Source organism: Amycolatopsis sp. NPDC004368 (assembly GCF_053602515.1).
Genome location: NZ_JBSGDT010000035.1, coordinates 31,766 through 48,035 on the forward strand (window position 1 = coordinate 31,766; position 16,270 = coordinate 48,035).

At 67.0% G+C, this 16,270-nt stretch carries 20 protein-coding genes and 1 tRNA gene; 11 read left to right on the forward strand and 10 right to left on the reverse strand.

Translation table 11 applies throughout. From position 1 onward, the window contains the following. Positions 1 to 91: 91 nt before the first annotated feature. Together ACWEOE_RS33970 and ACWEOE_RS33975 are read right to left on the reverse strand one after the other, a co-directional pair. Positions 92 to 164: transfer RNA gene (locus tag ACWEOE_RS33970), tRNA-Thr, on the reverse strand. Positions 165 to 242: 78 nt separating this feature from the next. Then, positions 243 to 2,876: a putative bifunctional diguanylate cyclase/phosphodiesterase gene (locus tag ACWEOE_RS33975; protein WP_452016486.1), complete on the reverse strand. Its 2,634-nt coding sequence runs from the start codon at positions 2,874 to 2,876 to the stop codon at positions 243 to 245. A gap of 252 nt (positions 2,877 to 3,128) precedes the next feature. Here ACWEOE_RS33975 and ACWEOE_RS33980 point away from each other — a divergent pair, with 252 nt between their 5' ends. From ACWEOE_RS33980 to lon, 3 genes are all read left to right on the forward strand, one after another. Then, entirely contained in the window at positions 3,129 to 4,067 is a 939-nt protein-coding gene (locus ACWEOE_RS33980) for a GNAT family N-acetyltransferase (protein WP_452016488.1), read from the forward strand. Between the two features lie 79 nt (positions 4,068 to 4,146). Then, positions 4,147 to 4,995, forward strand: a complete 849-nt coding sequence (locus ACWEOE_RS33985) for an SAM-dependent methyltransferase (protein ID WP_452016490.1) — start codon at positions 4,147 to 4,149, stop codon at positions 4,993 to 4,995. Between the two features lie 121 nt (positions 4,996 to 5,116). Further along, complete coding sequence (gene lon, locus ACWEOE_RS33990) at positions 5,117 to 7,519, forward strand: endopeptidase La (protein ID WP_452016492.1); 2,403 nt, start codon at positions 5,117 to 5,119, stop codon at positions 7,517 to 7,519. A gap of 87 nt (positions 7,520 to 7,606) precedes the next feature. Here lon and ACWEOE_RS33995 read toward each other — a convergent pair whose 3' ends face one another. Further along, a complete protein-coding gene (locus tag ACWEOE_RS33995; RefSeq protein WP_452016494.1) occupies positions 7,607 to 7,864 on the reverse strand; it encodes a hypothetical protein in 258 nt (85 codons plus the stop codon). A gap of 101 nt (positions 7,865 to 7,965) precedes the next feature. On the opposite strand from ACWEOE_RS33995, the gene ACWEOE_RS34000 reads away from it, so the two are divergent. After that, entirely contained in the window at positions 7,966 to 8,748 is a 783-nt protein-coding gene (locus tag ACWEOE_RS34000; protein WP_452016496.1) for a hypothetical protein, read from the forward strand. 70 nt (positions 8,749 to 8,818) lie between these two features. On the opposite strand, the gene ACWEOE_RS34005 is transcribed toward ACWEOE_RS34000, so the two are convergent. From ACWEOE_RS34005 to ACWEOE_RS34020, 4 genes are all read right to left on the reverse strand, one after another. Further along, positions 8,819 to 9,484: a hypothetical protein gene (locus ACWEOE_RS34005; RefSeq protein WP_452016498.1), complete on the reverse strand. Its 666-nt coding sequence runs from the start codon at positions 9,482 to 9,484 to the stop codon at positions 8,819 to 8,821. A gap of 257 nt (positions 9,485 to 9,741) precedes the next feature. Then, a complete protein-coding gene (locus tag ACWEOE_RS34010; RefSeq protein WP_452016591.1) occupies positions 9,742 to 10,017 on the reverse strand; it encodes an HNH endonuclease in 276 nt (91 codons plus the stop codon). Next, positions 9,902 to 10,432: a YDG/SRA domain-containing protein gene (locus ACWEOE_RS34015; protein WP_452016500.1), complete on the reverse strand. Its 531-nt coding sequence runs from the start codon at positions 10,430 to 10,432 to the stop codon at positions 9,902 to 9,904. The genes ACWEOE_RS34010 and ACWEOE_RS34015 overlap by 116 nt, the downstream gene beginning before the upstream one ends. Then, positions 10,383 to 10,598, reverse strand: coding sequence for a YDG/SRA domain-containing protein (locus tag ACWEOE_RS34020; protein ID WP_452016502.1), 216 nt, complete (start codon positions 10,596 to 10,598; stop codon positions 10,383 to 10,385). Before ACWEOE_RS34020 ends, ACWEOE_RS34015 begins: the two co-directional genes overlap by 50 nt. Before the next feature lie 222 nt (positions 10,599 to 10,820). Between ACWEOE_RS34020 and ACWEOE_RS34025 the strand changes: the two genes are divergently transcribed. After that, the gene (locus ACWEOE_RS34025) at positions 10,821 to 12,056 is read left to right on the forward strand and encodes a hypothetical protein (protein WP_452016503.1); all 1,236 of its coding nucleotides are present in this window, start codon (positions 10,821 to 10,823) and stop codon (positions 12,054 to 12,056) included. Between the two features lie 77 nt (positions 12,057 to 12,133). Next, positions 12,134 to 12,673: an HD domain-containing protein gene (locus ACWEOE_RS34030; protein WP_452016505.1), complete on the forward strand. Its 540-nt coding sequence runs from the start codon at positions 12,134 to 12,136 to the stop codon at positions 12,671 to 12,673. Here the strand turns inward: ACWEOE_RS34030 and ACWEOE_RS34035 are convergent. Continuing rightward, a complete protein-coding gene (locus ACWEOE_RS34035; RefSeq protein WP_452016507.1) occupies positions 12,670 to 13,146 on the reverse strand; it encodes an NUDIX domain-containing protein in 477 nt (158 codons plus the stop codon). The two genes, ACWEOE_RS34030 and ACWEOE_RS34035, sit on opposite strands and share 4 nt — an antisense overlap. A gap of 5 nt (positions 13,147 to 13,151) precedes the next feature. Next, a complete protein-coding gene (locus ACWEOE_RS34040; protein ID WP_452016509.1) occupies positions 13,152 to 13,889 on the reverse strand; it encodes a helix-turn-helix domain-containing protein in 738 nt (245 codons plus the stop codon). Between the two features lie 173 nt (positions 13,890 to 14,062). Between ACWEOE_RS34040 and ACWEOE_RS34045 the strand changes: the two genes are divergently transcribed. Further along, positions 14,063 to 14,266 carry a hypothetical protein gene (locus ACWEOE_RS34045; protein ID WP_452016511.1) on the forward strand — a complete coding sequence of 68 codons (204 nt, stop codon included), beginning with the start codon at positions 14,063 to 14,065 and terminating at the stop codon, positions 14,264 to 14,266. Here ACWEOE_RS34045 and ACWEOE_RS34050 read toward each other — a convergent pair. Then, on the reverse strand, positions 14,259 to 14,582 hold the full coding sequence (locus tag ACWEOE_RS34050) for a GntR family transcriptional regulator (RefSeq protein WP_452016513.1): 324 nt from the start codon (positions 14,580 to 14,582) through the stop codon (positions 14,259 to 14,261). The genes ACWEOE_RS34045 and ACWEOE_RS34050 overlap by 8 nt on opposite strands. 112 nt (positions 14,583 to 14,694) lie before the next feature. Here ACWEOE_RS34050 and ACWEOE_RS34055 point away from each other — a divergent pair, with 112 nt between their 5' ends. From ACWEOE_RS34055 to ACWEOE_RS34070, 4 genes are read left to right on the forward strand one after another with little or no spacing between them, the layout of a single operon-like run. Next, the gene (locus ACWEOE_RS34055) at positions 14,695 to 14,988 is read left to right on the forward strand and encodes a hypothetical protein (protein ID WP_452016515.1); all 294 of its coding nucleotides are present in this window, start codon (positions 14,695 to 14,697) and stop codon (positions 14,986 to 14,988) included. A gap of 59 nt (positions 14,989 to 15,047) precedes the next feature. Beyond that, positions 15,048 to 15,380 (forward strand): hypothetical protein, encoded by a 333-nt coding sequence (locus ACWEOE_RS34060; protein WP_452016517.1) that lies wholly within the window; start codon positions 15,048 to 15,050, stop codon positions 15,378 to 15,380. A gap of 12 nt (positions 15,381 to 15,392) precedes the next feature. After that, positions 15,393 to 15,800, forward strand: coding sequence for a hypothetical protein (locus tag ACWEOE_RS34065; RefSeq protein ID WP_452016519.1), 408 nt, complete (start codon positions 15,393 to 15,395; stop codon positions 15,798 to 15,800). After that, positions 15,797 to 16,225 carry an RRQRL motif-containing zinc-binding protein gene (locus tag ACWEOE_RS34070; protein ID WP_452016521.1) on the forward strand — a complete coding sequence of 143 codons (429 nt, stop codon included), beginning with the start codon at positions 15,797 to 15,799 and terminating at the stop codon, positions 16,223 to 16,225. The genes ACWEOE_RS34065 and ACWEOE_RS34070 overlap by 4 nt, the downstream gene beginning before the upstream one ends. The last annotated feature ends 45 nt before the right edge of the window (positions 16,226 to 16,270 follow it).

Genomic DNA, 16,270 nt, shown 5'->3' on the forward strand with positions numbered 1-16,270 from the left:
TTGGCGGGGGCCTGGGGGTTCGACCCCCAGATGGACGCCGCGAAGCGAGCTAGGCTTGCGTTTCCCGCAAGCATAGCTCGCCCAACTCGCGAGCCCCTTTACGGAATCGAACCGTAGACCTTCTCCTTACCATGGAGACGCTCTGCCGACTGAGCTAAAGGGGCCTGCCTCTCGCGAGGACTTGGAAAGATTAGCAAGGGGGTTCACCCGGCTGTGCACCCGGGTCCCCTTAAAGCAAAACCTCAGGTCAACAGGGTCAGCACCGTCTCCGAGTGGCGGCCGGGCGACCGTGCCGTGCGGGCCTGCAGCCACGCCTCCAGCCGGTCCTCCGGCAGCGGACGCGAGATCAGGTACCCCTGGGCAACGTCACACCCCATGGCCTCGAGCTGATCCCGCGCGACGTCCTCCTCGACGCCTTCGGCGACCACCGTGAGGCCCAGCGAGTGCCCCAGCTCGACGATCGACCGCACCACGGCCAGGTCGCCGAGATCGGTGCCCATGCCCAGCACGAAGCTCTTGTCGATCTTCACCTGGTCCACCGGCAGCTGGCGCAGGTACGCCAGTGACGAGTACCCCGTGCCGAAGTCGTCCACGGCGAGCACGATGCCCAGCGAGTGCAGCTCCCGCAGGATCGGCAGGGCCTTCTGCGGGTCGGACATCACGCCGGACTCCGTGAGCTCGAACGTGAGCAGCTCGGGCGGCACGTCGTAGCGCTCCAGCTCGCGCTGCACCTTCGCCGGGAAGTCCTCGTCGGCCAAGTTGCGCACGGACAGGTTCACGGCCGCGGAGATGCGCAGGCCCTCGTCCAGCCACTTGCGCACGCGCTTGAGCGACGCCTCCAGCACGAACGACGTCAGCACCCCGATCAGGCCGGCCGCCTCGATGGCGGGCACGAACTCGTCCGGCCCGAGCCGGCCGAACTCCGGGTGCACCCAGCGCACCAGCGCCTCGACGCCCTGCACCTGACGGTTGGGCAGCGTGATCTTCGGCTGGTAGTGCACGGAGACGTGGCCGTCTTCCAGCGACTGGCGGAACTGCGTGACCATCTGGAAGCGGCGCAGGAAGATCTGGCCCATGCTGGGTACGTAGCCGCGCACCTCTTCGCCGCCGCGGGTGGCGCGCACGGCGACGTCGGCGCGCTGCAGCAGGCCGTCGACGTCCACGGGCTCGCCGCCCTCCTCGGCCGACGCGGTGGCGTAGCCGATCATCGCGTTGGCCTCGACCGAAAGGCGGTCGACGGGGTAGGGCGCCGAGAGCTGCACGCGCAGGCGTTCGGCCGCGGCGTGGGCGTTTTCCGGCGTGCAGCCCACGAGCAGGGCCGCGAAGGAGGCGCCTTCGAGGCGGGCGAGCGGCACGTCCGGGCCCAGCGCGTCGCGGATCCGGCGGCCCGCGGCGATCACCATGCGGTCGGCCCACGAGTAGCCCAGCGCGTCGCTGACGGTGGAGAAGACGTCGAGGTCGATGCGCAGCACCACGGCGTTGGCGAAGTCGCGCAGCGGCTCCTTGGCGACCTGCTGGAAGCCCGGCCGGTTGAGGTGGCCGGTGAGCGGGTCGTGGTAGGCGTCGTGGCGCAGGGTCGCGAGCAGCCGGCGGTTGTCGAGCGACGTGGCGAGGTGGCTGGCCATCGTGCCGAGCAGCTGCACGTCGTACTTGCCGAAGCCGCGCCAGCGGGAGAGCCGGTCGTGGGCCTCGACGACACCCAGCAGCTGGTTGGCACTGCGCAGCGGCACCACGAGCGCTTCCTGCGCGCCGCGGTTGAGCAGCGCCGCGCGGACGTCGGGGTTGGCCTCGGTGATGCGGAAGTGGCGCACGTGGGCGCCGGGCAGGCGCTGCAGCGGGTCGTCCGCACCCGGGTCGACGGGCGGCAGCTCGTCGCCCGCCACGACCACGCGCATGGTGTCCTTGGCCTCCAGGCGCAGCCGCAGCACGACGCGGCCGGCGGCCAGCTGGTCCTTGATGCGCTCGGCGATCGTGGCCCACTCGCGCACGTCGACGCCGCCCACGAGCTCGTCGGCGCGCCCGGCCGGACGCGCGGCGGCCTGTTGGCCCGACCGCGCGACCATGAGGCTCACGTCGGACAGCGCCTCCATGTCCCGCTGCTCGCGCAGGAGGTCGGAGTAGGCCCAGTACAGCGCGGTGAGACCGAGGAACACGGCCAGCACCAGCGGCCACGCCTGCGGGGTGCTCGCGATCACGAGGTAACCGCTCAGGCCCACCGACGCGTTCACGAAGCCCACCACGAGGATGCGGCCGGTGAGGCGGATGGCGGTGCTCACGCGCATGCGGCGGCGCAGCACGCGCACGGCGGCCAGCGCCAGCAGCGTGCTGACCAGCGGCGCGGTGAGCGTGCCGGCGAGCGCGGCGACCCACGGCATGGCCTCGTCGCCGCCCACCGCCTGCTTCACGAGCCCGGCGACGGCGAACGCACCGGTGATCTCGAGCAGGAACGCGCCCGCGTTGTAGAGGACCCGTCCGGCGACCTTGCGGGCCAGCAGGGTGCCGATGCCCGCGACCAGGTGCGCAGCCAGCACGACCTCGAACGGCGCGACGAAGAAACCGATTACCAGGGGAATTTCTGTGAACGAGATCGTCCACGAAATGCCGCTTCGGACGTCGACGTTGATGCCCAGCTGTTCGGCGAGCAGGAACGCGAGCGCGAGGACCGGGCCGATCCACCAGAGCTTGGCCGAACCGTGGAAGGGCAACCAGGAACCGACCGCGAACGCGGTGACCAGACCCAGGCCGAGAACGGCGAAGGTGTAGATGCGGAACCGGCGTTCGTCCGTTCGGGCCTCGGTGAAGGTCCCGGAAACGGCGCCCCCCTTGCCCTGCTTCGCCCGTGGGGCGGCATCAGGCCTGCCGTTGCTGTCCGGCATCCGACCTTCCTTCCCGGCTGCCCACCGGTCGCGCTCGTCCGTGACGTCAGGTGTGGACAAGGGCCATACCGTACCCCGGAGGGCGTACCCGTGTCCCTTTCGAGACAGTAGGAGATCACCCCAGGGTTAACAATGGGCGTGTGGCGCTGACCTGCGTGGACCAAGGAGTGAAACTCCCCGTTCGTGCCTGATCTGTCGTCCTGGGGTGTGTTCAGGGGTTCTGCCGAGTCCTGCGGGGCGACAATGAAGTACATGCACAACGACGTGACAGCCACCGGGCACGCGGCACGCATCGCCACGGTGGACGCGCTGCTCCCCGCGCCACTCCCCTTCGAAGTCCACGACGACGCCACCCTCCTGTCGGTGCAGGTCGGGGACACGACGGCCGCCGGTCTGGCCACCAGCACCGAGCTCGGCCCCGACAGCTCCCAGTCGATCTGGCGGGCGCTGACCGAGCACCGGCTCGAGGTCCAGCTCGCCGGCCCGGACCCCGCCGCGGGCCTCGACGCCCTGCTCACTCGATGGGATGAACACCTGTCGACCATCGCCCGCCCGGGGGATCCCGAGTGCTCGGCCGTGGTCTCCCGGCCCAGCCGTGACACCGCCGGGGTGACCGAAATGCTGCGCCACGGCTTCGCGCCCGTCGGCGTGATCGCGGTGCGGCCCGCCCAGCGCATGGCCGCCTCCGGCCCCGCGACGACCCCCGGCGTCTGCATCCGCCACGCGACGCCCGACGACCTCGAAACGGCCGTGCGCCTGATGCTGGAACTGCAGCAATACGACTCGCAGTTCGGCCGGGTCACCGTGCGCCCGGGCATCGACGAGCTCGTGGGCAAGGAGCTGCTGCGGCTGCTGGAGCGACCGGAGCCGCAGGTGTGGATCGCCGAGCTGTACGGGAAGGCGCTCGGCCTGGCCGTGCTGCAGATGCCCGACGAGACGGCGTGGATCCAGCACCGCGTGGCCGCGTCGAGGATCGGCTACCTCTCTTCGCTGGCGGTGGCCGGGGCGGCGCGGTCGGCCGGTGTCGGCACGGCGCTGGCGGCCCACGCTCACCAGGTCTTCGACGAAGCCGGCGCGGACGTCGTGTTGTTGCACACAGCCGCGGCGAATCCGCGGTCGACACCGTTCTGGTACGCGCAGGGGTACCGGCCGTTGTGGACGGGCTGGCAGCGTCGACCGGCCCTGCGGTAGTTCTCGGTCCGCGCGGCCGTCGGGGGCTCGTCGGGCGTGCTCGCTAGGCTTGGCGTTCCGTGACGAGGGGAGTTCCGACGTGAGCGAGCAGCCGGCGGCCGCGCCGAAGGCGCCCGAGGGCGTGGACACCGAGAAGCCCTCGGCGGCGCGGATCTACGACTGGTACCTCGGCGGCACGCAGAACTGGGCCGTCGACCGCGAGTTCGGCCGGCGCGTGGAACAGCAGTGGCCGCTCGTGCGCCCGGGCGCGAAGCAGAACCGCGAGTTCATGAACCGCACGGTTCGCGCCGCGCTGGCCGCCGGGATCCGGCAGTTCGTGGACCTCGGCTCGGGCGTGCCCACCGCGGGCAACGTCCACGAGGTCATCGACGCCGAACTGGGCGACGACGACCGCGCGACCGTGTTGTACGTGGATTACGAGCCCGTGGCCGTCGCCCACGCGACGCTGATCCTCGAAGAAGAGGCCGCCACCGACTGGGCCGGCATCCTGCAGGCCGACATGCGCGACCCGAAGTCCGTGCTGCGCGCCCCCGTCACCCGCGAGTTCATCGACTTCTCGCGGCCGGTGTGCCTGCTGATGATGGCGGTCCTGCACTTCGTCGGCCCGGACGACGACCCCGAGGGCCTCGTCAAGCAGTACCGCGACGCCCTCGCACCGGGCAGCTGGCTCTCCATCTCCCAGATGAGCGAGGGCGACGGCTCCGGCGCCGCCCTGGAGGGACTGCGCTGGTTCGTGGAGCAGTACCGCAAGACCAGCAACCCCGTGTGGATGCGCGACCGCGACGACATCGTCCCGTTCTTCGGCGGGTGGCCGTTGCTGGAGCCGGGGATCGTGCACCTGCCGGACTGGCGGCCGGAGCGTGAGCTGAACGCGGTGGAGGCGGAAGCGCGGCCGTTCGCCTGGTGTGGGGTGGCCGAGAAGCCGTGACCCGGCCCACGTGCCCCTGACCAGCACGAAGGCGTGATCGCTGCCAGCGAACACTCCGTCGGAAACAAACCCGCCCCTTGGTTAGTTGAGCAAGGCAGACTCAACTAATCGAGGAGTGCACATGTCAGATCCCCGCCTCCTGCCCGTTCTCCCGCTCGATGACGACGTCGTGCTGCCGGGCATGGTTGTCCCGCTCGACCTCACCGACGCCGAGACCCGGGGCGCGGTGGAGTCCGCTCAGGCCAAGACGCCGGCGACGGCGTCGTTCCCCGGCATCCGCTCCGGCGTGGCCAGCAAGGCCGAAGTGCTGATCGTCCCCCGCATCCACGGCGAGTACGCCGAGATGGGCACGGTCGCCACCGTCGAGCGCATCGGCCGGGTTCCCGGCGGCAAGGCCGCCGTTCTGCTGCGCGGCACCGGCCGCGCCGTGGTGGGCCGCATCGCGGACGGCCCCGGCGCCGCGCGCTGGGTCCACGCCGACGAGGCCGTCGAGTTCACCGACGACCGTTCGACGCAGCTCGCGTCTGAGTACAAGGCCGTGGTCATCTCGCTGCTGCAGCAACGCGGTGGCTGGCAGATGATCGACGCCGTCCAGCAGGTGGAGGACCCGTCGGCGGTGGCCGACCTGTCCGGCAACGCGCCGTACCTGAAGGCGGAGCAGAAGATCGAGCTGCTCACCACGCTCGACGTGAGCACGCGGCTCGAGAAGGCCATGGAGTGGAGCAAGGAGTACCTCGCCGAGCTCGAGGTGACCGACACCATCCGCAAGGACGTCCAGGAGGGCATGGACAAGCAGCAGAAGGAATTCCTGCTGCGCCGCCAGCTCGAGGCGATCCGCAAGGAGCTCGGTGAGCTCGACGGCACCGCCGAGGACGACGACTACCGCGCCCGCGTCGAGGCCGCCGACCTGCCCGACAACGTGAAGAAGGCCGCGCTGGCCGAGGTCGACAAGCTGGAGCGCACCTCCGAGCAGTCGCCCGAGGGCGGCTGGATCCGCACGTGGCTCGACACGGTGCTGGAGCTGCCTTGGAACGAACGCACCGAGGACGTCTACGACATCGCCGCCGCGCGCGCCGTGCTCGACGCGGACCACGCGGGCCTCGACGACGTCAAGGAACGCATCATCGAGTACTTGGCCGTGCGCAAGCGTCGCGCGGAGTCGGGGCTCGGGCCGGTCGGCGGACGCCGGTCGGGTGCCGTGCTCGCCCTCGCGGGCCCTCCCGGGGTCGGCAAGACGTCGCTGGGCGAGTCCGTGGCGAAGGCCATGGGGCGCAAGTTCGTGCGCGTCGCCCTGGGCGGTATCCGGGACGAGGCGGAGATCCGCGGACACCGTCGGACGTACGTCGGCGCGCTGCCCGGCCGTCTCGTGCGGGCCATCAAGGAGGCCGGCTCGATGAACCCGGTCGTGCTGCTCGACGAGATCGACAAGGTCGGCGCCGACTACCGCGGCGACCCGACGGCGGCGTTGCTGGAGGTGCTGGACCCGGAGCAGAACCACACGTTCCGCGACCACTACCTCGAGGTGGAGCTCGACCTGTCCGACGTCGTGTTCCTCGCGACGGCCAATGCGCTGGAGACCATCCCCGGCCCGCTGCTCGACCGCATGGAACTCGTCACCCTCGACGGCTACACCGAGCACGAGAAGGTGACGATCGCCCGTGACCACCTGCTCCCGCGCGAGCTGGAGCGCGCCGGCCTCACGTCCGGCGACGTGGTGATCGCCGACGAGGCGTTCAGCCGGATCGCCGCCGAGTACACCCGCGAGGCGGGCGTGCGCGACGTGAACCGGACGATCGCCAAGCTGCTGCGCAAGATCGCGACGAAGGTGGCGCTGGACCAGGTTTCCCTGCCGGTGGCTGTTGGTGCTTCGGACCTGGAGACCTACCTGGGCCGCCCGCGCCACGTGCCGGAGTCGTCGCTGCCGACCTCGACCCAGCGCACGTCGATCCCCGGCGTGGCAACGGGCCTGGCCGTGACGGGCGCCGGCGGTGACGTGCTCTACATCGAGGCGTCGCTGAACGACCCCGAGAGCGGCTCGACGGGCCTGCAGCTCACCGGCCAGCTCGGCGACGTGATGAAGGAGTCGGTGCAGATCGCGCTCTCGTACCTGCGCTCGCACGGCGCGGAGCTCGAACTGCCCGTCAGCGACCTGAAGGACCGCGGCATCCACGTGCACGTCCCCGCGGGCGCGGTGCCGAAGGACGGCCCCTCGGCCGGCGTCACCATGACGACGGCGCTCGCCTCGCTGCTCTCGGGCCGCGTGGTCCGGGCGGACGTGGCGATGACCGGCGAGGTTTCGCTGACCGGTCGCGTGCTGCCGATCGGTGGGGTCAAGCAGAAGCTGCTTGCCGCGCACCGGGCGGGGATGAAGACCGTGATCATCCCGCAGCGCAACGAGCCGGATCTGGACGACGTGCCGGCGGAGGTGTTGTCGCAGCTGGACGTTCACGCTGTGGCGAACGTCCGTGAGGTGCTGGAGTTGGCGTTGACGCCGGCTTCGTCGGAAGTGCCCGCCGCCGCTTGATCATGGATGTCTGGCCCCCGTTTCCCTTGTGGAGACGGGGGCCTTTCACGTGTTTCGGTCCACTGTGGTCTGTCTGCTGTGGATCGATCAGAAGTCGAGCTTGCGCCACTCGAAGCCGGTGCGCCAGGTGGTGTCGCCGGTGGCGAAGCCGGTGAATGCCTCCGCGACGTCGTCGAGGGAGGGGACGTCGGTGCGGGTGGTGGCGGCGTCGGCTGCGCTCATGGTCGCGGGCGCGAACCACACGGCGAGACTGAAACTCATATCGGCCCCCTGGTCTCGGGGCGGCGCCTCCACGCGGCCGAGCATCGTTTGGTTTGGTCGTAATTGGATGTCGATGTCGATCACGACCTGACGGCGGCGCTCGAGGGCCTCCGGCAGGCGGGCGAGCCGCGTGAGTGCGGTGGTGCGGTCGTCGAGGGCGCCGGGCGTGCGCGAGAATCCCGGGCGTGGAGTCCGCGCAACTGCATTCGACGGCACGTCGGTACCTGATGGATCGGTACGCCGAGCTCGTCGACCGGTACGCCGGAATTCCCGACCAGGGCCGGGCGAGTGGCGGTTACTCCCTCGAAGCGAAGTGGGTTTTCCCGCAGTACAACGTGGTGGCCGCGATGCTGGTCGAGGTCGAGCGGCTTGATCCCGACGATCTCCCGCCCGCCCCCGCGCTTTCTGACGCCTTGGTGCGCGCGGCCGAGAAGGCACAATCGCCGTTCACCGATCCGCGGGGCAGCGACTTGGAGGCTGCGGAGCGCCGGCGGTTCGCTCGTACGGTCTCCAGCTGGATGTACGGCGCGCCCCTCACCGCCGAGCCGCTGGGGTACCGGCGGGTGCTGAGCCCGGACGAGTCCACCGATTGGCGCCGACGGCTGGCGTCGCGGTGGGGCCTCCCGAGCGACCTCGCTTGGCACCCCATGGTGGCCGGCCCCGTTCCGGCGGACGTGTTGGTCCTGCGCGCAGAAGTCATGTGGGACGGCCCGGGAGCCGACCTGGTCCGGCTCGCGCTCCGTCGGCTGGGCCGGCCGCGGGTGGTCGAGCTGCGCGAGCGCGGGCCCGAGTACCTGCTGGAACCCGACCTGCTCGAACTCACCTACACCGGCGCCGAGGGGACGTGGATCGACGAGACACTCGACTGGCTCGCTTACGCGTCCCATGAGGGCACGGTCGCCCTGGGTGGCACGGTGGCGGCGGAGCTTGCTCCGCATGTTGAGGAATGGCGTTGGGCCGGCTGGTAGCGGTGGCGTTAACAAATCTGCGGGGCTTGCGCCACGCACCAGGCGAAAAGGTTCGCGTTGCGGTGATTTGTCAGTACGACCATTCCCACCCGCCGGCTTGAAAGTAACCGGAGCTCTCGGTCACCAGGAGCTTGCCGCTCTTGTCCGGCGTTGCGAACGCGAGCTGCCCCGTGTACGTGTGGCCAGGCACATACAGCGACGGCAGCTCCTTGAGCGCCGTCACGCACCCGTCCGTGTCGATCCGTCTTACGTCCCCGGTGCGGCCAGTGGTCGAGAGCGAGAACGGGTTGATCCCGCCGGGCAGGGTTCTGAACGGGCTCAATCGCTGTCCCGCGACCTTGTCGGTGTGGGTCTTCACGGTGATGTCCAGGACGATCGTGTGCCTGCCGCCCACCTCACGCCGGCCGTCGGGGTCGCACTTCGGGTCCACGCTGATTTTCGTGATCCAGAAGTCGGCCGCTTCGCTGCCGTCCCTGGTGTTGATTCTGGCCGGCTGACCGAGCTTCGTCTCCAGGTGGGTGGGTGCCCCGGTCGCCGGTGCGGCGGCCGGCGGTGTGATGGGCGCGATCTCCGGGTGCACGCGGCCGGGGCCCGCGTTGGCGGGCGGCACGTTGGTGCCGCATGCGGTCAGGCCGAGCGCGGCAACGGCGGTGGCGGTGAGCAGGAGGAAGCGCTTGGACATGTGGTGACCCCCTGGGCAACTGTGCTGGAGAAAGCCCCGGTCGCCATCGGACAAGACGAGATCACCCCCGTGACCTGTTGACGCTGGTCACGGGGGTGATTTGGCTGGTGTGGCAGGTGAGGGATTCGAACCCCCGAAGGCTGAGCCGTCTGATTTACAGACGAGAGGCTCCGTAACCTGTGACCTGCGAACGAGCGGCCTACCTGGTCCCTCGGGGGGCAAATAGGGGGTACTGCGGTCTGGTCATTCTTCGAGGGCCCATCGCGCCCGAGCCGCTCGGTGGTGGTCATCTAGCGCAGTTCGGTCCGGCATCAGACATCCGGAACCGCAAGCGCAGCGCCAGCGAGCGCGCCGTACGTGGCGTTCGTCCGCAAGCTTGGCGCCACGACGACCGTGTTGTACGCCGTGTCGACCGCGAGGAGGCCAGCGTCGAACAGACCGTGGATGTCTATCCGGAGGAGAAGCCCCTCCCTACGCTTGTGGGTCCCATGCTCGGCGAACGCCCTCAGGTGGGCGGCTTGCAAGATCTGCTTGGGGCGCGGGGACAGTGACAGCGCAGTTAAGGCCGTACTTCTCCAGCAGGCCAGCCCGGAACTCCCGCTGACCGCGGCGGACCTTGACCAACGACGTCCGGTGTCCACCAGTCCACGAGACGTTGTCGTCTTCGGCCTCATCGGGATCCGACGTAGGCGCCGCCTCTGCCTCCGTTCCGAGCTTGACCAGCCGAAACCGCCAGATGCGGAAGCCGTCTTGCTCCCGGACCTCCGGCCACATCTCGGTGATGCCGAAGAGGCCTTCGTACCGGTAACCGGTCGGGGGCGAGAATCGCTCGTCGCCGTTTGAGCCGCGGATCACGCGGACAGGCTGGCGCTCTTCGTAGGCCCGCTTCAGCCCTGCATTGCCGAGTACCAGCTGTTGGTCCGCAACGTGGCGTGTACGCGAGTTTGGAGCTCTACCGTCCTGACCTGTGTAGATGATCTCGTCGCCCCTCGTCGTGATCATCGGGATACCCACCGTTCACAACGATTGAGTCAGCGCCGTCTCTGCCGCCTGAGATGCCCCCTTGGGATGCACGGTGGACGCCGGCAGCGTTCATCTCGTCGTAATTCGCGAACGTATCGCCAACAGACACGCTCGGGATCTCCCCGTAGCGAAGAGCATTTGCCATACCGCAAGGCTATGGCGCGCCGCCCGACGAAGGACACCGAACCCTCCCCGTACAGCAAGACCGTAAGGACGCGACACGGCGTCCCGCCGGCCATCCAGGTGTGCGACACAGCCAGGACACCGCGCTCGACTGTGGGCAAAGATCACTGTTTTATCTCATCCGTTACGAACAAGGGTCAACCAACGATCCCCTGGGAGGTTCGTTGTAGAAGAGGGGTCGCCCATGAGCGTCGCACGACGTAAGCAAGAATATGTTTCGCACGATATTTGGCGTTTTGTCGAGTCGATCAGAAAAACCGCATCTGAAGTAGAACCCCCGCTCAGCAACATCGGCGAAGACGGACTTGAGTACATCCGAGACGTGATTGCAAACTTGTCGGATCATCGAGAGAACTGGAACCCACTACTTCGCCCTCAACATTTACAGGCCCTACAGGGCCATATAATGAATGCAGATCAGAATCTCAAAAACTTTCAAAACAATCGAAACGACGCATACATAAATGAGGCCGTCTCCCAACTTGTTGAAGTAGCCAGAATCACACTTTCCTGGCCTCCACTGAAGGACTCCTACTTCAGGGGCGTCATGAGCACCTCTGAAGAATTCCAGCTGCAAGCACAAAAGAAGCTCGAAGAACTACTCGTCGAGGCGGGAGATTTCAAGCATGAAATCGAAATTCTAAAAGGTCAAGTCGAAGAAAATCGACTCGATTACGGAAATCACCTGAATGATGCTCAAAGTCAAGTTCAGCGGCTTAGTTCGACGATTGACAGCGAGATTCAGCGAATTGATGCCGCCGTCGGAGACATGTCAAGTCGTTTCTCGAATGAGATAGCAGATCGCCAGGAGAAGTTTTCAGAATCCCAGAAGATCAATGATGAGAAGTTTGAAGAACTCTACCTTGAAGAGTCAAAAAAAGGAAACGCTTCTCTTGACGAACTCACAGCCCTCAAGAAGAAGGCCGAGGAACTGGTTGGCGCCGTTGGGTGGACCGCAACGGCGACGGATTACGGAAAGTATGCGCAACAGGAGCGGGTGGCAGCAAACTGGCTTCGAGGACTTGCTCTCGTGTTCTTTTCTGGAAGTTTCATCTGGCTTCTCCTTGGGCACGTTGTACAGCCAGATCCATCAGGCGGGTTCTGGCAGCAAGCAGTTATTCGCATTGTTGGCGCCGTAGCGCTACTGGGCGGCGGCCTTTATTCAGCTCGTGAATCTGCACAACATCAGCGTCAATCGCGATTGGCGAAATCGAAACAGTTGGACCTAAAGGCACTCGACCCTTTCATTATTACACTTCCGGAATCCGAGCAAATGGCAATCAAAACTGAGGCGGCCCGTCGACTCTTTGTCGAAAAGGACGCCGACAACCCCGGTGAAACCTCAACAGGTCACCCCATCGAGGAGGTGGCGAAGGCATTGACCTCCCTCGTCCAGAACGCAACAAAAGAGAAGAACTGAGGAATTCGATTGGAGCAGACCACCGGGGTTTCAAGATTGTTCGCTGCGGGCGCACGGATCGCTGTAACGTAGAGCGCATGTTCACAGTCGCAGATGCAGCGCTCGTCGCAGAGGAGTTCGTGGCCCCGCTCGGGCGACGTTGGCTGCACGTTCAAAGTGTTGCGGAGCGCGCCAGCAGCTTCAAGCCGGCCGTGCCAGTCAACGAAGGCGACCACCTGGTCGCTGCCGCATGGCTGCACGACATCGGCTACGCACCCGAGATTGGTCACACCCATTTCCATCCGCTTGACGGGGCTCGATACCTCCGCAACCAGGGCTGGCCGGCCAGAGTCGTAAACCTCGTGGCACACCACTCCGGAGCGCGGTTCGAGGCAGAAGAACGTGGCCTGGCTGACGAACTGGCCGAGTTTCCGTTCGAGAATTCGCCCGCCTTGGATGCATTAGTGACAGCTGATCTAACGACCGGCCCTAGCGGTGAACGACTGACGTATGACGAGAGGATTGAGGAGATCCTCAAACGCTACCCACCCAACGACCCAGTACACCGAACGTGGGTTAAGGCCTCGCCGATACTCAGGGAATCAGTGAGGCGCACAGAGACTCGCCTAACCCATTAGCCTAGATACGGCGCTTTTCGGTTCGCTTCGAGAGCGTGATCAATCCTGAGCCGCATTGACGGGTGGATGTGCAGCGTATCCAGGTCAGCCGGGCGAACCCAGCGCACTGCCTTAGTCTCCGTGCCATCCTCCCTAGGCTGACCACCGACCCATCGGCCCTCGAAGCAAAGTGAGAACTGTTGGCGAACCTCGCCGTCGTCATACGCCATGACGTGCCGCGGATCCGTGTACGTGCCGACGAGGCGGACGATCTCGACGTCCACCCCGGTCTCTTCCTTGGCCTCGCGAACAGCTGTATCGGTGATCCTCTCCCCCACGTCGTGCCCGCCACCGGGGAGCGCCCACAAGTCGTTGTCGATCTTGTGGATGAGCAGCACCCGACCCTGCTCGTCGCGCACGACCACGGTCACGGACGGCACCACGCTATTGGCCGCCGGCGCGTTCGGGTCGTCGAAGTAGTCGATGCGAGCCATGATCCCTACGCCTTCTCCGGGACGCCCAGGTCCCAGGTTCGTTCGAACGACCGCATGTAGTGCTCCCACATGTGGCCATTCGGTCGTCGTTGCAGGTGCATCACCGGGCTTTGCCCCGCCAGGGCACCGAACGCGTGCCCGTTGACCAGCAGATCATCGTCAAACCGGTACAGCGAGTTGTAGAGGATCTCGCCGTGCGTGCGGACCTCGACGCCGTCCAAGTCGACCACGTCGGCAAGGTAACGACGCATCAGCTGCACGCGCCCTTCGAGTCCTCCCGGAGTGCGTTCCTCCACGGCTCGCTGGACAACCGCTGGCGCCGTCTCATCTCCGACGAGCAGCCGGAAGCGAACGCCCGCCTTGGCCTTCTGCCGCACCAACGGCACGAAGTTGTACTGCTCGACGAGGAAGGCACCCGAGAACACCAGCACGTCCATGCTGTGCTGCACGCTGTTCAGCAGCGCTTCCCACGCTGCGCCGGTGAGTGCAGAACGTGACTCGTACAGGCGCACGAGTTCAGATTCGCTCTGCGCGGGACGGCTGTCTGCGGCCAGCGAGGGCCACAGATCCTCTTCCCGTCCACCAAGTACCGCCACGACCTTTTGCCGCGTCGTGCGGTGTGGCACGCGTTCTTTGCCGATCCAGCGATCGACCGTCTTCCAGTCGACGCCGACCTTTCCGGCCAAGCTGTGGACGTCCAGGTTGGCGGCGAGCATGGCCGTCCGTAGGCGGTCATTGGCCACGTCGAACTCCCATCGAACGCGCGGACGTTTGGGACGTTTTCGCGGGACGCGCACGTGTCCGGGGACGTCTCGAAAGATCCCGGTAAGTGCGGTTCCGACGTCCCGTGAGCTGCGGTTTTCTTTGTATATGCCGCCGAACGGAGCGGCCGGGACTGGCCAAGAAGGAGATCACCATGGCTCGCAAGACGACGCCGGTTGTCCAGGAGAAGAGCGGCAGCGCACGAGGCAAGATCATCGGCACGTTGGTCTTGCTGGGCCTGCTCGTCGTCGTGATCAGGCAGCCCGCAGATGCCGCTAGCTTCGCCCGTGCAGCGTTCGGATGGCTGGGAAGCGTTGGAGATGCGCTCGCGTCGTTCGGACACGCCATCGCTAGCTAGCTCCGCCTTCGATGCGCTCAAGCCGAGCAGCGAGATCCGCGACTGTTGCTCGCAAATCGCGTAGCTGAGCCTCGACGCTGGCTGATTCGTCGGGAATGCCACTGACGAAGACGCCGACCGCCGGAGTGGTCGCCACCCACCCCTCGTCCTGCAACAACCGAACCGCTTTCTGAGCAGTCGCAAGAGCGACCCCGTGCTGTTCTGCAAGGTCTCGGTTGCCGGGAAGCTTGTCGCCCGTCTCCAAGACACCGCTTCGAATGTGCTCGCGGATTGCCTCAGCTACGCGCTGATATGCGGCCCCACCGATCGCGTCCATGTGATCAGGGTACCGCTCTGACACACACCGACATAGTTCACTCGAATGGCCGACTTACAACTGACACATGCTGACCTATGTTGGATTAGGTCAGCCAACGAGAGGAGATCAGATGAGGTCCACACACATCAACCGTCGCAAGCTCGACACCGCCGGCGTGTACGTCGACGAGGCCGCCGCCGAGGGCGTGTCCCCGGACGGCCTGACCGAAGCCGTGATCGACGCCCTGATCGAGCAGGTGGACCTGGACCTCTCCGCAGACGAGTTCGCGGCCGAGGCCGCGTTCCGCTGCGACTTCACCGACCAGCGCCGCGCGAGCCGCACCCGCCGCCGCGCCGGCCGCACCGTCCTGCGCTCGCTGCCCACCCGCGTCTCGTTCGCCGCGCTCGACGGCGAAGCCGCCTGACGAAAACCCCGCCACACCAGCACTTCCACCTGTTTCACCAACGAAAGGACGTACCCGCAATGTCGATCAACGAGCAGGCCGCCCAGCTGGGCGCCCTTACCGAAAGCCTCCCGTTCGGTGTCCTGGACGCGTTTGGGAACAACACCGAGGGGATCGCCACCCTGGCGCAGGCCGAGGAAGCCATTACGAGCGTGAGCGAACAGGCCGCGGCGATCCTGGGTTCGGGAAGCCACCTGGAGGAGATCCGCGCGTGGCTCAAGAGCGCCAAGGACACCGTCGAGCACGCCCGCCAGTACGCCGACATCGCCGCGGAGGACGCCCGTGACGCGGTGAGGCTGCTCGCGTCCGCCGGCGAGCACATCACCGCCGCGGCCCAGCACCACGCGTCCTGAGCGGGGTTGCTGATGACGACTCGCCTGTTCTTCCAGCCCGACGCGGCGGCTCACTCCGCCAAGAACGCGCACGCCGCGCCGGGTTCCACCATCCAGCCGCAAGACCGCACGGAGGAATCCCAGATGGTAGCCACGCACCAGGCCCCGCGCACCGCCGACGAAGCGCCGGCCGCGCCCGAGACCTACACCTACACGCCGCACGAGCTGAACCGGCTGATCTCCCGGGAGATCGCTGGCCGGTTGCAGGAGATCTCCGCGCAGCTGTGCCTGATGGCCCGGTTCCTGATCGTCAACAACGGGGCGCCGCTCGCGGTCAAGGGCCCCCGGGTGCGGACTTACCTCGACGTCGCCACGCAGCTGCGCCTGCTCGCCCAGCAGGAGATCGAAACCGCCCAGGTTCGCGAGGTGACCGCACGATGAACCCCCGCAACCGCCGCCAGCAGATCACGACGGTGTTCGACGGCCGCACCCACCACGCGTGCCTGTGCCGCGGCTTCCGCGACGGGCTGCCGGTATTCGGGTGGGGCGAGGCCCCCTCGACGCTGCTCACGAAGACCCAGCTGCGGGAGTCCGGGTTGCGGCCCAACGGACAGGACCCGGTGGCGCTGCTGGTGTTCCGCCACCTGAAGCCCTACGCCCGGGAGACCGTCGCGCCGCTGTTCTCAGTCGAGCGCGCCGCGCTCAAGGGCACCGCGGCGCCGGGGCAGATGGACCACGCGATGGAAGCCCGACGCACCTGCGTCGACTGCACCGAAGTGCAGGACTACTGCGTGCCGACCAGCACCCGCCAGTGCTGGACCTGCTTCGAGATCGAGCAGGCCGACCGGATCGAGGTGGCCGTGTGAGCGACTCCGGCGTGTTCCACGACGAGATCCAGACCCAGCAGGCAG

Bases quoted from the DNA above. Each gene is read 5' to 3' on its own strand.
- ACWEOE_RS34060 (WP_452016517.1), top strand. From the start codon at position 15,048: ATGTCGATCAACGAGCAGGCCGCCCAGCTGGGCGCCCTTACCGAAAGC.
- ACWEOE_RS34015 (WP_452016500.1), bottom strand. From the start codon at position 10,432: ATGATCACGACGAGGGGCGACGAGATCATCTACACAGGTCAGGACGGT.
- ACWEOE_RS34035 (WP_452016507.1), bottom strand. From the start codon at position 13,146: ATGGCTCGCATCGACTACTTCGACGACCCGAACGCGCCGGCGGCCAAT.
- ACWEOE_RS33975 (WP_452016486.1), bottom strand. From the start codon at position 2,876: ATGCCGGACAGCAACGGCAGGCCTGATGCCGCCCCACGGGCGAAGCAG.
- ACWEOE_RS34065 (WP_452016519.1), top strand. From the start codon at position 15,393: ATGACGACTCGCCTGTTCTTCCAGCCCGACGCGGCGGCTCACTCCGCC.
- ACWEOE_RS33980 (WP_452016488.1), top strand. From the start codon at position 3,129: ATGCACAACGACGTGACAGCCACCGGGCACGCGGCACGCATCGCCACG.
- lon (WP_452016492.1), top strand. From the start codon at position 5,117: ATGTCAGATCCCCGCCTCCTGCCCGTTCTCCCGCTCGATGACGACGTC.
- ACWEOE_RS34025 (WP_452016503.1), top strand. From the start codon at position 10,821: ATGAGCGTCGCACGACGTAAGCAAGAATATGTTTCGCACGATATTTGG.
- ACWEOE_RS34050 (WP_452016513.1), bottom strand. From the start codon at position 14,582: ATGGACGCGATCGGTGGGGCCGCATATCAGCGCGTAGCTGAGGCAATC.
- ACWEOE_RS34020 (WP_452016502.1), bottom strand. From the start codon at position 10,598: ATGGCAAATGCTCTTCGCTACGGGGAGATCCCGAGCGTGTCTGTTGGC.
- ACWEOE_RS34055 (WP_452016515.1), top strand. From the start codon at position 14,695: ATGAGGTCCACACACATCAACCGTCGCAAGCTCGACACCGCCGGCGTG.
- ACWEOE_RS34070 (WP_452016521.1), top strand. From the start codon at position 15,797: ATGAACCCCCGCAACCGCCGCCAGCAGATCACGACGGTGTTCGACGGC.
- ACWEOE_RS34030 (WP_452016505.1), top strand. From the start codon at position 12,134: ATGTTCACAGTCGCAGATGCAGCGCTCGTCGCAGAGGAGTTCGTGGCC.
- ACWEOE_RS34045 (WP_452016511.1), top strand. From the start codon at position 14,063: ATGGCTCGCAAGACGACGCCGGTTGTCCAGGAGAAGAGCGGCAGCGCA.